This is a genomic window from Enterobacter mori (assembly GCF_025244905.1).
Taxonomy (GTDB): domain Bacteria; phylum Pseudomonadota; class Gammaproteobacteria; order Enterobacterales; family Enterobacteriaceae; genus Enterobacter; species Enterobacter mori_A.
Genome location: NZ_CP104285.1, coordinates 1,803,498 through 1,818,012 on the forward strand (window position 1 = coordinate 1,803,498; position 14,515 = coordinate 1,818,012).

Sequence of the window (14,515 nt, forward strand, 5' to 3'; positions counted from 1 at the left end):
TATTATGGCCGCGTACCCGAGCGTCAATATGGCGAACCAGTATGCGCGGGATGTGCTGAACGGGAAAATACTCACCTGCAAGAGCATCCAGCTGGCATGCCAGCGCCATTTTAATGACCTGAAAATTTCTCTCGATAAGGGTTATCCCTACCGATTCGACCGCGAACTGGCCGAACGCGCCTGCCGTTTCGTTCAGCTTTTACCGCATTCCAGCGGTGATTTAGCCGGTCAAAAACTGAAGCTGGAACCCTGGCAGGCGTTTGCATTCAGCTCAATTTTCGGCTGGGTCACGAAAAAGACCAAAAAGCGCCGATTTCGCGAAGCGTATATCCGGGTAGCCAGGAAAAACGGGAAATCGTTTTTCGCGGCAGGCATAGGCACGTACATGTTCTGCGCTGACGGTGAAAACAGCGCGGAAGTGTACTGCGGGGCCACCACGATGGCGCAGGCGAAAAAGGTCTTCACCCCAGCCAGGCAGATGGCAGATCGCCTTCCGTCGCTCCGTTCAAAATTCAATATTTCGGTCTGGGTTGACAGCCTGACCCGTCCGGACGGTTCGCTGTTCGCGCCCATCGCCGGGAAGCCTGGCGACGGTGACAGCCCTCACTGCGCGATCATTGATGAATATCATGAGCACGATACGGATCACATGTATGAAGCCATGACGCTGGGCATGGGCGCACGTTCGCAGCCACTGACGCTTATCATCACCACGGCGGGTACGTCGCTGGAATCGCCATGCTACGACAAGGATAAGCAGGTCAAGGAGATGCTCAACGGGCATGTGCCTAACGACCGCCTGTTTGGCCTGGTTTATGAGCTCGATGAAGGGGACGACTGGACCGACCCGACCAACTTCATTAAAGCGAACCCTAACCTCAACGTGTCGATATCGTATGACGATCTGCTGGCGGAGATGGAGGTCGCTAAACAGGTTCCGCGCAAGGTCAACGCCTTTAAAACGAAGCGTCTGAATATCTGGGTATCCGGTAAAGCCGCGTTCTACAACATGACGCAATGGCATGCCGCCGCCGATAAATCCCTGCGCTACGAGGACTTTGCAGGCGAGGATTATTACCTCGGTCTGGACCTCGCCCAGCGTCTTGATCTTAACGCGGGTGTTGGCGTTTTCGTCCGCGAAATTGAGGGTAAGAAACACTACTACTGCATCAGGCCGAAATTCTGGGTACCGGAGGACACGGTCCGGAGCACGGACCCGAAAATTGCCAAAACTGCAGACCGGTATGTGAAGTTCGTCGAAATGGGGGCGCTTGAAGCGACAGATGGGGCAGAAGCGGATTATCGCGAAATCCTGGCCAGCATTATCGACCTTCAGGAAATTGATAAGGTCCGCGTCAGCGAAATCCCCATTGACCCCAGCGGGGCTACGGCACTCAGCCACGAGCTGCAGGACCACGGGTTTGAGCCCATTTCTATCCGGCAGGACTACACCAACATGTCGCCGCCGATGAAGGAGCTGGAAGCGGCGCTCGCTGGCGGTCGGTTCCACCATGACGGAAACCCGGTCCTGTCATGGTGTATCAGCAACGTTATCGGAAAAAATGTCCCTGGAAGCGACGATATCGTCCGGCCTACGAAGGGCGACAAGCAGTCAAAAATCGATGGCGCGACAGCGCTGTTTATGGCTATAGGCCGCGCAATGCTGAACGGTCGGGCCAGCAATCAATCCGTTTATGATGAGGAAGACGTCGCATGTTAACGGCAATTATTACCTTTATGATCGGCCTGTTCGGCGCGGCGCTTATCTCGTTTGGCGCGTGGATGGTGTTTCCGCCTGCAGGCGTTATTGCTGCAGGCGTGTTTTGCCTGCTGGCATCCTATTTTGCTGCCAGAGCCGCTGCGCCTGCGAATGATTCTCTAGGGGGTAACTGATGTTCATTCCTCAGTTCTTCCGGGGTAGGTCGCGTCCGGGAGGGAGTAACTGGACAACGGTTCTCGGGAGCGTCAGCGCCAGCAAGAGCTCATCGGGCATGCTGGTTACGCCGGAAACGGCAATGGGGATTGGGGCCATACGCGCCTGCGTAACGCTCCTTGCCGAATCCATCGCCCAGCTGCCCGTCGAGCTTTATCAGCGCGACGAAAAAGGCGGTCGGCGCAGGGCAACGGATCATCCCCTGTACGATGTGATTCATTCGCAGCCAAACAGAAAGGACACCAGCTTTGAATATTACGAACAGCAGCAGGGCGTGCTGGGGCTTGAGGGGAACAGCTATTCCCTGATTGACCGGCACGGCAACGGCGATATCGCTGAACTGATACCGATTAACCCCAAAAAGGTCATCGTCCTGAAAGGGCCGGACGGGATGCCGTATTACGAGCTGCCTGAGCTGGGTGAAACGGTGCCGATGCGCATGATGCACCACATCAAGTATTTCTCGCTCGACGGGTACATCGGCACCTCACCGATTCAGACGAACGCGGACGTTCTCGGGCTGGGTATGGCGGTTGAGCAGCACGCCGCGCAGGTGTTCGCCCGTGGCACCACGATGTCCGGCGTGATTGAGCGCCCCAAAGAGGCGGGAGCCATCAAGAGCCAGGCGTCAATTGACAAGCTTCTGGCCAAATGGACGGACCGGTATTCCGGAGTGCGAAACGCCTTCAGCGTGGCGTTGCTGCAGGAGGGCATGAGCTATAAGCAGCTGTCGCAGGACAATGAAAAAGCGCAGCTGCTGCAGTCTCGCCAGTGGACGGTAAACGAGGTGTGTCGGCTTTACAAAATCCCGCCGCACATGATTCAGCTTCTCGACAAATCGACCAACAACAACATCGAGCACCAGGGGCTTCAGTACGTGATGTACACGCTGCTGGCCTGGCTGAAGCGCCATGAAGCGGCGATGATGCGCGATTTGTTGTTACCCAGCGAGCGTCGCGACTTTTACATCGAGTTCAACGTCTCGTCGCTGCTGCGCGGCGATCAGAAATCGCGTTATGAGTCTTACGCGCTGGGCCGCCAGTGGGGCTGGCTGTCGGTAAACGATATCCGGCGCATGGAGAACATGGCCCCGGTAGAGGGCGGCGACAAGTATCTGACGCCGCTGAACATGGTCGATACCAGCACCGTTCTCGGGCTGGATAAAGCCACCCCTGCGCAGATAAGCGAAATCAGCGCAATCCTGCAGCGAACTGCATAAAACCTGATTATCAGGCTCTCACAGGTATACACAATGTCGAAATTAATCAACCTGCCGCACCTGGCTGACCAGGTGTTCGGGGTGCCTCACTACGCTACGCGGCAAATCATGGACTCGGTGAAGTCAATCCTTGTCCCCCGCCTGCAGGGCATGAATGTGGCCCCGCTTGAAATGGCGCTGGGACCGGACGACTCACCGGACACGAACGAACCTCAGCAAAGCGGCGGCGTGGGCGTTATTCCTGTCCACGGCATCCTGGTCCCCCGGCGTGGCCAGATCGTGAATATGTGTACGGAGCTGAACAGCTACGAGCGTATTCGCGGCCAACTGGCTTCCCTTCTGAACGACCCGGGCATTAAAGAAGTTGTGCTCGATATTAACTCGGGCGGCGGCGCGGTATCGGGCTGTAAGGAGCTGGCTGACTACATTTACCAGTCGCGCAGCGTGAAGCCCATTACGGCCATCGTGAACTTCAGCGCGTTCTCTGCGGCGTACTTTATCGCGTCGGCCTGCAGCAAAATCATCGTCAGCGAAACCAGCGGCGTGGGCTCCATCGGGGTCATCCTGGAGCACATGGAAGCATCGAAATGGGAGGAGAGCGTGGGGCTGAAATTTACCACGTTCTCGCGCGGCGATAACAAGAACAACGGCTCCCCGCATGAACCGCTGACGGAGCTGGCCACGACCCAGATACAGGCGATGATCGACGGCGCGTACCAGACGTTCACGTCCTCCGTCGCGCAGTATCGCGGTATTGATATTGACGCCGTTATTGGCACCCAGGCCGCGCTGTATTTCGGGCAGAACGCCGTCGCGGCAGGGCTGGCAGATGAGATGTCCGATCCTCAGTCAGCCATCAACGCGATTGCCGCGAAATACAAACCCTCGCCCCAGCAATCCAGTATCCAGTTACGCGCCGCTGTAATGGATCAGCAGGCCCGTATGTAACCCGACGCGAAGCGTCACCGTAAGCAGCCAGATAGCTGCTTTTTTTATGCGTAAAAGAGAGAAAAACGATGAACAAAATCGAAGAACTGCGTCGCCAGCGTGCGGGTATTAACACTCAGGTTCAGGCCCTGGCACAGATTGAAATGAACGGCGGCACGCTGAGCGCGGAGCAGCTGGAGCAATTCACAGGCCTGCAGGCTCAGTTTGATGAGCTTTCGGCGTCCATTGAGCGTCTGGAAGCGGCAGAACGCCTCGCCGCCGCCACGGCGGTTCCGGTGAAGGCTGCGCAGAACGGTCGTAATGCACCGGCAGTGCATGTGAAAGCCGAACCGCCACAGTATAAAGGTGCAGGCATGACCCGCATGGTGATGGCCATCGCGGCAGGTAAGGGCGACCTGCAGCAGGCCGCCGCGTTCGCTGCGGAAGACCTGAACGATCAGGGGCTGTCGATGGCGATCAGCACAGCTGCCAATTCCGGCGGCGCGCTCGTTCCGCAGAACATGCACAACGAGGTGATTGAGCTCCTGCGCGACCGCACCATCGTGCGTAAGCTCGGGGCGCGAAGCATCCCGCTGCCGAACGGTAATCTGGCGATCCCGCGACTGGCCAGCGGCTCAACGGCAAGCTATGTCGGTGAAGGCAAGGATGTGAAGGCGAGCGGTGCGACCTTCGATGACGTCAAACTGAACGCCAAAACGCTGATCACCATGGTGCCAATTTCCAACCAGCTGATTGGTCGCGGCGGCTTCAACGTCGAGCAGCTGATTTTAGACGACATCATCAGCGGCATTTCCACCCGTGAAGATAAGGCGTTCCTCCGCGATGACGGCACCAACGACACCCCGAAAGGGATGAAGGCCGTGGCCACGGCGGGTAGCCGCACGCATGCGTGGGTTGCAGATGACGAAGTGAACCTGCAGACCATCGATACCTACCTTGATGCGCTGATCCTCATGGCGATGGACGGTAACAGCAACATGCTGAAGTGCGGCTGGGGTATGTCCAACCGCACCTACATGAAGCTCTTCGGCCTGCGCGACGGGAACGGCAACAAGGTTTATCCGGAAATGGCAGCGGGTATGCTGAAAGGCTATCCGATTGAGCGCACCTCGGCTATTCCAGCGAACCTGGGCACGGGCGGCAAGGAGTCTGAGATTTACTTTGCTGACTTCAACGATGTCCTGATTGGTGAAGACGGCGCAATGGTGGTCGATTTCTCCCGCGAGGCGACCTACATCGATGCAGACGGGAACACCGTTTCCGCGTTCGCGCGTAACCAGTCCCTGATCCGCGTCATCATGGAGCACGATATCGGCTTCCGCCATATCGAAGGCCTGGCGCTGGGTACCGGCGTTACCTGGTAATACTCCGACAATCGTGATTAACAGCCCGCCCCGCGCGGGCTTTTTTACAGGTGAACATCATGGCTCCTAAAACCAAAAACACTCAGAAAGACGATACCGCCACCGACACCAACGCCGAGCCAGCGGTAACGACTGCAGCTGCAGCTGATACCTCAGCACCTGCACCAGACGTTAACACCGGTTCTGCAGGCGAAACCGGTGGTGACGGTGATGGTACCGAACCCGGTCCGGACGGCGACGATACGGATTCAGGTGGTGATGCGAAACAGGATGAACCCCCAGAGGAACGCATGTCAAAACTGACTGGAAAAGTCGCTTCGGTACAAAACGGGCGCGTCGCGGTGACGTTCCTTGGTCCGTTCAGCCGCTACAGCCGTGGCGATGTGGCCTGCTTTGACAGCGCCGTCGCTCAGGACATGGTGGACCGAAATATCGCCGTCTGGGCAAAAGATGCAGAACGCGCCCTTCAACCGAATAAGGACGATGACGCGCATGATACTGACATTGGCTGAAGCCAAAACCCAGCTGCGCCTCGAGCTGGATTTTGATGAGCACGACAGCTTGCTGACCAGCCTGATTGGCGCGGCTCAGCGCAGCATCGAGCGCAGCTACTACTGCAGGCTGGTAGAGAACCAGGCGCAGCTTGACGCACTGCCTGACGGTGAGACGGGTTACATCATTGATGAAGATATCAAGCTGGCCGCGAAGATGATGGTCTCGCAGTGGTATCTGAATCCCACCGGCACGGCAGAAGGTTCGCCGTCCGATTTGGGCGTTGAGTACCTGCTGTTCCCGCTAATGGAGCATACCGTATGAGTGACCCCCTGCGCCCCGGCGAGCTGAACTGCCGGATAACACTTAGCTACATGGAAACAGAACGCGGCGAGCTCGGCGAGACGCTTCCGGCCCGTGAGGTGAGCGTCGGAAAGGCCTGGTCCAAAAAGGAGCTGGTCTCCGGGCGGAAGGTCCGGACGCTGGACCAGCAGCAGGTCGTCGAAACGTGCCTCTTCACGCTGTACCCGCGCAAGGTTGACGTGGACTGGAAGGTATCGACAGCGGACCGGGTATATACCGTTCGCAACGTCGAGCGCCTGACGGATCGGATAATCATCACCGGAGAGGCGGATTCACGCCATGATCGAGTCAGCAATTAAAAACGCCGTCGAGCGGATTACCGGGCTGGATACGTACCCGCTGCTGCTTCCGGATACGGTGCAAGAAGGCGCGACGTTCCAGCGTATTTCCGACCCGCAGGTCGGTGACGGACTGAGGCGGACCGGGCTGTCCGAGGTCCGGATACAGATTTCGCTTTATGTTGTCGACCGGTACACGTCGCTGCTTCAATTCGACGGGGCGCTCTGGGCTGAATGGAAGCAAATTGTTCATGGCCAGATGGAAGGTCAGCCCGTCCAGTACGTTGAGCGCGGAGGCATACAGCAGGGGAAAACCACGCTTCCCAACAACCGCATCCAGTACCAGCTGGTTCGCGACTTCATCTTCACTGTTCCGGAGTAAACGCCATGCAGATGGACATTAAATTCCCCACCGGGAAGGAGTTTGACCGGCTGCTGGAAAGCATCGACAAGAAAGTCGGGGTGAAACTTCTGCGCGATGCCGGACGCGCTGCGCTTGCGGTCGTTGAGCAGGATATGCGGCAGCACGCCGGTTTTGATGAGGAAAGCATCGGGCCGCACATGCGCGACTCCATCAAAATCCGCAGCACTAACGTGGCAGAGACCTCGCGCTATAACACCATCGTTACGCTGCGCGTCGGTCCCAGCAAAATTCACCACATGAAAGCGGTGGCGCAGGAGTTTGGCACCGTCAAACAGGTCGCCGACCCCTTCATTCGTCCGGCGATGGACTACAACGTTCAAAAAATCCTTAAAGTGCTGGTCGCAGAAATCCGGCTGGGCCTCGAAGGGCGTTAGTAATCAGGAGAGAGTAAATGGCAGATCCAGAAATCAAATCCCCGTCAGAGTACGCGGTACTCCCTGCGGGTACAGAGGTTCGCTACGGTCAGAAGGGCGCAACCATTACCACCGCCGCGCTTCTGCAGAGCGCGATGGGGATTGGGGCCACGGGGAAAAAAGGCACCTTCCTCGAAGTGACACGCCTCATCGACAAAGAGCCAAAATACATGGCCGACATGGGTGAGGGCGAGGATAAAACGCTCGTCTTCATTGATGATCCATCCGATACCGTGCAGGAAGCGCTGCTGAGTGACGCCGATGCGAAAAAAACGGTGGTCTTCTTCATGAAGTTCCCCAACAAGCGCATTTCAGAAGTTGAACTGGTGCTGGCTGGCTGGAGCCTGCAGGCCGTTGACACGCCGAAAGGCAAAGTGCTGCAGGTTGAGGTCTACGGCAAGCAGAACAGCGTTAAATGGTCCGTTGAGCAGCCAGCCGGTGGCGGCGAGTAACCTTCTATTTCCCCGCGCCGGACGCGGGGCTTTTTACTGATGAAACAGGATAAAAAACATGAACTACAAATCCCTTATCAACCCACTGAATACCACCGTTGAAAAAACGCTCCTCGGCCAGAAGGTGTATCTTCGCCGCCTGACCAGCGCCGAGCTGGATGACTATAACGACAAAGTTGAAGCCGGACGCCAGGCCAAGCTTCCGTCGCGAGAGCTGTCGGCGATGGGGGTAAACCTGTTTCTGGCAGCGCTGGTCAATGAAGACGGCAGCAAGCCCAAAGCCAGCGAACTGCCCACCGCAGACCAACTGATGGCCGCCCACGCGAACGCCGATCTTCTCGACGCGGTCACGCTCGTTCAGCGCCATTCTTACGGCACGCTGGAGGAAGCCACAAAAAACTAACCGACTCGTCCCATCTCAGGCTGCTATTCATGCTGGCAGACCGATGGGACGAGCCGGACCCCCGTAAAATAGCCGAACTCCCGGCGAACATACTGACCCACTGGCAGGCCTATTTCGATCTCCTGAGAACGGAGGCCGAAACGTCAGCGCCGGTGCATTCTCCTCCGGTGACTGCTGCGCAATCTGAAAGCGACCAGCAGTTCGCTGACTGCTTCAGGATATTAGGACATGGCTGCTGACGTTGCGTCGTTGGCTGTCGCGCTGCATCTCAACTCCGCCAGCTTTAAATCACAGTTTGCTGATGCTATGCGAACGGCGGACAGCAGCGCCCAGCAATTTAACAGGAAAGTCCAGACGGACAATCAGAAAACCCGGCAGTCGTTTGAAGGGCTGGGAAAGGGGATTACCGGGCTGGACGCCGACTTTAACAAGCTTGGCAAAACGGTCGACAAGCGCCTGACCGGGCTGGATGAAATGCGCGGTCTGCTGGCCAACATTTCAGCTGGCAGCACGGTTGCCGGAAGTTCTATCACGACGGCGCTGGTTTCGGCCCTCAGCGAGGGTATGAGCACCGCGCTGGATAACAGTATTACGGGCCTGAAATTACAGCGACAGGCCCAGATTGAGTTTACCCAGGCGCAGATAAGCGCCGCGCAGGGCTCGATAGAGAACGCCAGGCAGCTGCGTGCTGAAGCTATCGAGAAGCAGAACATCGCGGTTAAGACTATTGAAGCCGCCCGTGCCGACCGCGAGCGCGCCTTTGCGCTCGATGAGCATTTTGCCAAACAGGCCGAGGTGAACAAGCAGTACGGGCTGGCCGTCAGCTATGAGGCCGAGCACGTTAAAAATGCCAGAACCATTCAGGAGGCGAATCTTGCTGAAGCGAAGGCGAAGGGTAGCCTTGCAGAAGCGACGAAAACGGTGCTGGCAGCTGATATCGCCGAGTCTGCCGGGAAGCAGCAGCTGGCCACCTCAACGCGCCAGCTCGCCGTGGCCAGCCAGGAGTTATCTCTTGGCCAGCGAGCTGCTGCAGCCAGTGCAGGCCTGCTGCGCGGCGCAATGGCGATGGTCGGCGGTCCTGTCGGGCTGGCCGTTATTGCCGTCGCCGGTGCGGTGACAGCGATTTACTCGGCCTACTCCAACAGCGAAGCGGTCATTAAAGGGTATACGCAGGCGTTACAGAAATCCGGCCAGCAGTCCGTTATGTCGGTGATGTATCTGCAGAACCTGACCTCCAGCCTCGGTGATTCAGATCGCGCCGTTAAGGCGGTTACGGCATCCGTGTCGGCGGGTTTCGGCGGCAATATGCTGGAGCAGGTCGCCAGCCTCGGCACGCGAATGGAGGAAATCGGGCAGAGCTCCGACGATCTCGTGTCGCTGCTGTCGAGCCTGAAAGGCGATCCGCTGCAGGCGCTTCAAAAGCTGACCGACCAGGGAATTTTGCTCAACGGCAGCATGATAGACCAGATAGTCACGCTCGAGCGCCAGGGGAAAACCTCTGAAGCAACGGCGCTGCTGCAGCAGGCGGCGATGAATGACCTTGATACCAAACTCAAGGAGCAGGAATCGAACGTAGGTGGGCTGAAAAGCGCGTGGAAATCGCTGAAAGATTTTGTCGCAGATGCGTTCAAAACGATGGGAGACGCGCACATAGCCACCGCGCAGGCGATGGCTGCGGGTGCAGGCGTTGATCTCGATACCACTCCTGACCCGGCAATCAAGCAGCGTGAAGAGGCGGAAAAGCAATATCAGGCGCAGAAAAAGCAGCGTGAAGAAATTTCGAAGCGTCTGAAGGACGAAAACACGCTTTCAGGGCTGCTAAAAGCCGGGACATCGCGTGAAAAAGAGCGGGCCGATGCCGTTGCGCTTGTTAATGCCAATTTCACCAAAGGAACGGCTGAATACACGCAGGCAATGCGTGGCATCGACAAAATGTATGCTGAGCAGAAAAAATCCCGCGAGAAGGCGTACAGCGACGATGCTGCGACCACGCGCCTGAATCAGCTTCGCCAGGAAGAGGCCGCGCTGCGGTCCGAGAACGAACAGACCGAGACGCTGACGCAGTCGGAAAAGAAACTGGCGCAGTTCAACCAGGAAATCGCTGACCTCAAGGAGAAGCGTATCCTGACCGCTGGCCAGCGCAGCATTCTGGCGCAGGAAACGGAGCTGCGTCACCAGCTGGAGATTAACGCCAGCCTGGATAAAGCCAACCAGCAGCGCAAACTCGGCCTTCAGATTCAGGAGCAGAACCAGGAGCTTTATCGCTCAACGCTGCAGCTGCAGCAGGAATATGCTAACAGTGTCGCCCAGATGACCATGAGCTCCGATGCCTATGACCAGATGGTAGCAGAGCAGCAGGTCCGGGAGCGTTTTGCAAAGCTCCGGGAAGAGCAGGATAAAACGATTTCCGATCACAGTTCCGAACTGTACCGAAAACAAACTGAGGTGCTGAGGGATGAAGAGCAGAAGCAGCTGGAAATTGTCCGTAGCGGTGCAGAGCGGAAAAAGCAGGTAGAAGGGTCATCGTTTGACGGGATGAAAAAAGGGCTGACGGACTGGCGAGTTAACGCTGAAAACCAGTTCACCCAGGTTCGCGACATTGCCATAAACGCGATGGATGGCATGGGTACTGCCCTCTGGAATGTTGCGTCGAAGGGAAAGGGAGAGTTCAAATCGCTGGCCGTATCTGTTATCGACGATATTGGTAAGATGATCACGAAGATGCTGATGCTGAACGCTATCAAATCCGGTGCTTCAGCGCTGGGTGTGAGCAGCTGGTTCGGTTGGGCTGACGGGGGTTATACCGGCGACGGCGGCAAGCATGACGTCGCCGGTGTGGTTCACCGTGGCGAATGGGTGGTTCCGCAATCTGTGGTCAAGAAGCCTGGCATGCTCAGTTTCCTGAATCAGCTTACTTACGGCAACGGCTACGCCGAAGGTGGGCTGGTCGGTGGCGGCGTGGCAAAACCATCCGGAGACTCGTATTCGCAGCCCTCTGCTGGCCAGGGCAACCTCCATTTCTCTTTAACTATTCCGCTGCAGGTCATTCAGCAGGGCGGAGCGAGTCAGGAACCTTCCTCAAAAAGTCAGGAGCTTCTGACCAGCGAGACCAAAGCCCGACTTAAGCAGTTTGTTATTGAAACGCTTGATCGCGAACTGGCCAACGGAGGCATGATTGACACCAAAATGAGGACGGCCTGATGGCATTGCAGACGTTTACCTGGTCTCCGCGTAATGGCCCTGTGGGAGACTTTAAGTACCGAACCAGCAGCGTACAATACGGCGATGGCTATGAGGCAGTAACCGGTGATGGCATTAACCCGGAGACGCAGTCATGGCCATTAATGTTCACCGGTATGAATGAGGATATGAAGCCGGTGCTCAAGTTTTTGCGCGAGCATGGCGAAGTCAAAGCATTCAAATGGACCAACCCGTTGGATGAACTTGGTCTCTACCGCGCAACGCAACTGAAGGTCACGGCCCTTGATTTTGCACGAATGACAATTACAGTCACATTTGCGACGGCATATCGGGCCGAGCCAATATAAATCTGAGGGATATTAATATCATTTTGCTATGATGATTTCTTTGAAATAAGGGAATGTTGTCATGCTTAGAATATGTGGTTTTGTCGTTCTGGCTCTAGGTGTTATATGCATCATCATGGGCCTCGATATGGATGTCACGGTGAGCTCAGGCGCTCAGATGAACGTATATAATACGGGGCTGATTGCCTCCAGACAGATGACTGTCTCTATCGGGTGCTCACTTCTGGTCACCGGTGCAATTCTTTTGTCTGGTGGTGTGTTAAAAGAGGCGATTATCAAGAGTGCCTTACCACACGTGAAAGCAGACACTGAATCTCCTGTTCAAGAATCCAAATTTGTAGAGAAAAGGGCCGATGGTAGTTTTATTCTTAATGAGGATGCGGTTCGTCATTATGCGGAAAAATTGCATAAAGAAATGCCAGATAATACCGCGCTTTCCGTTATGGTCACTAACGCACCACATATTGAAAGAATAAAATCGGGAATGCCTTCTGAATTAGCTAAGATATTTGAAAGGCTACTTGAGACAAATTTGCAAGCCATTAAATAACGTCTAAAAGGCACCTTTGAAACCCCGCACTGCGGGGTTTTTTGTTATGGGGCCGCGCTCCTAATGAGAGGTTTTTATGGGGATAACCGCTGACGATCAAAAACTCGAGCCCGGCAACAAGATCGTCCTGTTTGAAGTTGACGGTACCGCGTTTGGGGCCGATGTTCTCTATTTCCACAACCACGCAGTAGCGTACACGGAAGAAGAAATCCTCGCTGCCGGTGATGATGAATCGGAACTACCAGGTAAGCCGATTTACTGGCAGGGCATCCGATACGATTCCTGGCCATGTCAGATTGAGGATATCGAAGCCAACGGTGACGGAACGCCGGTTTCGCCAAAATTATCCGTTGGTAATCTGGACGGTTCGATCTCCGCGCTGTGCCACCTTTTTCAGGATATGAAGCAGGCAAAGGTCACCATTCACCGAACGTATGCACATTACCTCGATGCCAGTAACTTTCCTGATGGCAACACGCAAGCCGATCCGACAGCCGAGGAGCTGGAGGTGTTTTACATCGACAGCAAAACGGCAGATAACGAAACGGACGTTCAGTTCAAGCTGAGCTCACCTGTCGACGTGACCGGGCAGAAGGTTCCGGGAAGGCAAATGACCAGCCGGTGCGCCTGGTGCCAGCAGGGCCAGTATCGGGGTGCGGACTGCGGTTACACCGGTACGAAGTACTTCGACAAGTTCGGCAACCCTGTTGATAACCCTGCAGATGACGTCTGCTCCGGAACGGTCGCAGGCTGCAAGCTGCGCTGGGGGGAAGATGAGCAGCTGCCGTTTGGCGGTTTTCCGGCAATTGCGATCACGAGGATTTAATCATGCTGAGCCAGCGACTTATTACCGCCATTGAAAAACACGCTGCTGCAGCCTATCCCCATGAATGCTGTGGCCTGATTATTCGTGCCACGCGCCAGCGCCGGTACATCCCCTGCAGTAATTCACACGAAAATCCCAGAGAGCACTTCATGATATCTGCGCAGGCCTGGGCTGATGCTGAGGATATGGGGGAGGTACTGGCCATCGTTCATTCACATCCGGATGCGGGGCCGCACGCTTCCTCCGACGATCTGAAGTCGTGCCACGACTCCGGATTGCCCTGGGTAATTATGTCGTGGCCAGGCGGTGAGTACACGGTGACCACACCGGCAGATACACCACCGATCCTCAAGCGGCCCTTTATACACGGCAGCTGGGATTGCTACGGGCTCATCCGGGACTGGTATAAGCAGGAGCGGGGCATCGAATTGCCTGATTTTCACCGTGACGACAACTGGTGGACGCGCGGCGAAAACCTTTACGTAAAACACTATGCCGAAGCGGGATTTTATTCTCACGCCGACGAGTTGCAGGTAGGGGATGTGATCCTGATGCAGTACAAGGCAGAAGAAATCAACCATGCAGGCATCTATCTGGGCGACGGGAAAATGCTGCACCACATGTACGGCAAGCTGAGCGAAGTCGTTCCCTACGGCGGCATGTGGCGCGAGAGAACAATGTTGACACTGAGGTACCAGAATAACGATGAACACAGTTGAGAAAATCGTGCTTGTGCGGCTCTATGGCAAGCTCGGCACTTTATTTGGACGTGAGCACCGCCTTTCAGTTTCCTCGGTGCGGGAGGCTATCAGGGCGCTTTGTATCATGCTCCCCGGCTTTGAGCGCTGGCTCGATACGAGTGAAGGACGCGGCGTGACCTACAGCGTGTTTAACGGCTCCCGCAACGTGACTGCAGAAGAGCTGCGCCTGAGCGGCGTGCATGACGTTATCAGGATTGCGCCGGTCATTATCGGCAGTAAAAAGGCTGGTGTGTTCCAGACCATCTTCGGCGCTGTGCTTGTAGCGGTAGGCTTTGCGCTGAGCTTTACGCCAGCAGCAGTGGCCTCGCCGTTCCTCTACAAAATGGGGGCGGCGATGATGCTTGGGGGCGTTGTCCAGATGCTCACGCCCAGCGGCACTCAGGGCATGACGATGGACTCTGGCGATACCCGGAAAAGCTATTCGTTTGGCTCCCCAATCAACCAGTCTGCAGCGGGGAACGGCGTCAATCTTCTCTACGGTAAGCGTCTTGTCGCCGGTGTTCTTATCAGCGGCGGCATCTACGCAGAAGAACAGCAATAA

Annotated in this window: 19 protein-coding genes; all 19 read left to right on the forward strand. The window is 56.2% G+C overall.

What is annotated here, in order from left to right; all coding sequences use genetic code 11:
• Window positions 1–4: 4 nt before the first annotated feature.
• The 19 genes from N2K86_RS08540 (at window position 5) to N2K86_RS08630 (ending at window position 14,515) form a co-directional block, all read left to right on the forward strand.
• On the forward strand, window positions 5–1,720 hold the full coding sequence (locus N2K86_RS08540) for a terminase large subunit (RefSeq protein ID WP_260661148.1): 1,716 nt from the start codon (window positions 5–7) through the stop codon (window positions 1,718–1,720).
• Window positions 1,714–1,893 carry a hypothetical protein gene (locus N2K86_RS08545; protein WP_260661149.1) on the forward strand — a complete coding sequence of 60 codons (180 nt, stop codon included), beginning with the start codon at window positions 1,714–1,716 and terminating at the stop codon, window positions 1,891–1,893. Before N2K86_RS08540 ends, N2K86_RS08545 begins: the two co-directional genes overlap by 7 nt.
• Window positions 1,893–3,152 carry a phage portal protein gene (locus tag N2K86_RS08550; protein WP_256027111.1) on the forward strand — a complete coding sequence of 420 codons (1,260 nt, stop codon included), beginning with the start codon at window positions 1,893–1,895 and terminating at the stop codon, window positions 3,150–3,152. Before N2K86_RS08545 ends, N2K86_RS08550 begins: the two co-directional genes overlap by 1 nt.
• A 33-nt stretch (window positions 3,153–3,185) precedes the next feature.
• Entirely contained in the window at window positions 3,186–4,100 is a 915-nt protein-coding gene (locus N2K86_RS08555; RefSeq protein WP_260661150.1) for a S49 family peptidase, read from the forward strand.
• A 68-nt stretch (window positions 4,101–4,168) separates the two neighbouring features.
• Window positions 4,169–5,464: a phage major capsid protein gene (locus N2K86_RS08560; RefSeq protein WP_260661152.1), complete on the forward strand. Its 1,296-nt coding sequence runs from the start codon at window positions 4,169–4,171 to the stop codon at window positions 5,462–5,464.
• A gap of 59 nt (window positions 5,465–5,523) precedes the next feature.
• Window positions 5,524–5,976 carry a hypothetical protein gene (locus N2K86_RS08565; RefSeq protein ID WP_260661153.1) on the forward strand — a complete coding sequence of 151 codons (453 nt, stop codon included), beginning with the start codon at window positions 5,524–5,526 and terminating at the stop codon, window positions 5,974–5,976.
• Window positions 5,957–6,280: a head-tail connector protein gene (locus N2K86_RS08570; protein WP_010433118.1), complete on the forward strand. Its 324-nt coding sequence runs from the start codon at window positions 5,957–5,959 to the stop codon at window positions 6,278–6,280. Before N2K86_RS08565 ends, N2K86_RS08570 begins: the two co-directional genes overlap by 20 nt.
• Window positions 6,277–6,618, forward strand: a complete 342-nt coding sequence (locus N2K86_RS08575) for a phage head completion protein (RefSeq protein WP_260661154.1) — start codon at window positions 6,277–6,279, stop codon at window positions 6,616–6,618. Before N2K86_RS08570 ends, N2K86_RS08575 begins: the two co-directional genes overlap by 4 nt.
• Complete coding sequence (locus N2K86_RS08580; protein ID WP_260661155.1) at window positions 6,599–6,979, forward strand: hypothetical protein; 381 nt, start codon at window positions 6,599–6,601, stop codon at window positions 6,977–6,979. Before N2K86_RS08575 ends, N2K86_RS08580 begins: the two co-directional genes overlap by 20 nt.
• A gap of 5 nt (window positions 6,980–6,984) precedes the next feature.
• A complete protein-coding gene (locus N2K86_RS08585; RefSeq protein ID WP_407065278.1) occupies window positions 6,985–7,395 on the forward strand; it encodes an HK97-gp10 family putative phage morphogenesis protein in 411 nt (136 codons plus the stop codon).
• Between the two features lie 17 nt (window positions 7,396–7,412).
• Window positions 7,413–7,886 carry a hypothetical protein gene (locus N2K86_RS08590; protein WP_042863340.1) on the forward strand — a complete coding sequence of 158 codons (474 nt, stop codon included), beginning with the start codon at window positions 7,413–7,415 and terminating at the stop codon, window positions 7,884–7,886.
• Window positions 7,887–7,944: 58 nt separating this feature from the next.
• Window positions 7,945–8,289, forward strand: coding sequence for a phage tail protein (locus N2K86_RS08595; RefSeq protein ID WP_068794911.1), 345 nt, complete (start codon window positions 7,945–7,947; stop codon window positions 8,287–8,289).
• A 29-nt stretch (window positions 8,290–8,318) separates the two neighbouring features.
• A complete protein-coding gene (locus N2K86_RS08600) occupies window positions 8,319–8,528 on the forward strand; it encodes a hypothetical protein (RefSeq protein ID WP_050861122.1) in 210 nt (69 codons plus the stop codon).
• Window positions 8,518–11,490, forward strand: a complete 2,973-nt coding sequence (locus N2K86_RS08605) for a phage tail tape measure C-terminal domain-containing protein (RefSeq protein WP_260661156.1) — start codon at window positions 8,518–8,520, stop codon at window positions 11,488–11,490. Before N2K86_RS08600 ends, N2K86_RS08605 begins: the two co-directional genes overlap by 11 nt.
• Complete coding sequence (locus tag N2K86_RS08610; protein WP_260661157.1) at window positions 11,490–11,837, forward strand: phage tail protein; 348 nt, start codon at window positions 11,490–11,492, stop codon at window positions 11,835–11,837. Before N2K86_RS08605 ends, N2K86_RS08610 begins: the two co-directional genes overlap by 1 nt.
• A 61-nt stretch (window positions 11,838–11,898) precedes the next feature.
• Window positions 11,899–12,387 carry a hypothetical protein gene (locus tag N2K86_RS08615; RefSeq protein WP_260661158.1) on the forward strand — a complete coding sequence of 163 codons (489 nt, stop codon included), beginning with the start codon at window positions 11,899–11,901 and terminating at the stop codon, window positions 12,385–12,387.
• A 76-nt stretch (window positions 12,388–12,463) separates the two neighbouring features.
• Complete coding sequence (locus N2K86_RS08620) at window positions 12,464–13,213, forward strand: phage minor tail protein L (protein ID WP_260661159.1); 750 nt, start codon at window positions 12,464–12,466, stop codon at window positions 13,211–13,213.
• A gap of 2 nt (window positions 13,214–13,215) precedes the next feature.
• Window positions 13,216–13,932 carry a C40 family peptidase gene (locus N2K86_RS08625; RefSeq protein ID WP_260661161.1) on the forward strand — a complete coding sequence of 239 codons (717 nt, stop codon included), beginning with the start codon at window positions 13,216–13,218 and terminating at the stop codon, window positions 13,930–13,932.
• Window positions 13,919–14,515, forward strand: coding sequence for a tail assembly protein (locus N2K86_RS08630; RefSeq protein ID WP_260661162.1), 597 nt, complete (start codon window positions 13,919–13,921; stop codon window positions 14,513–14,515). The genes N2K86_RS08625 and N2K86_RS08630 overlap by 14 nt, the downstream gene beginning before the upstream one ends.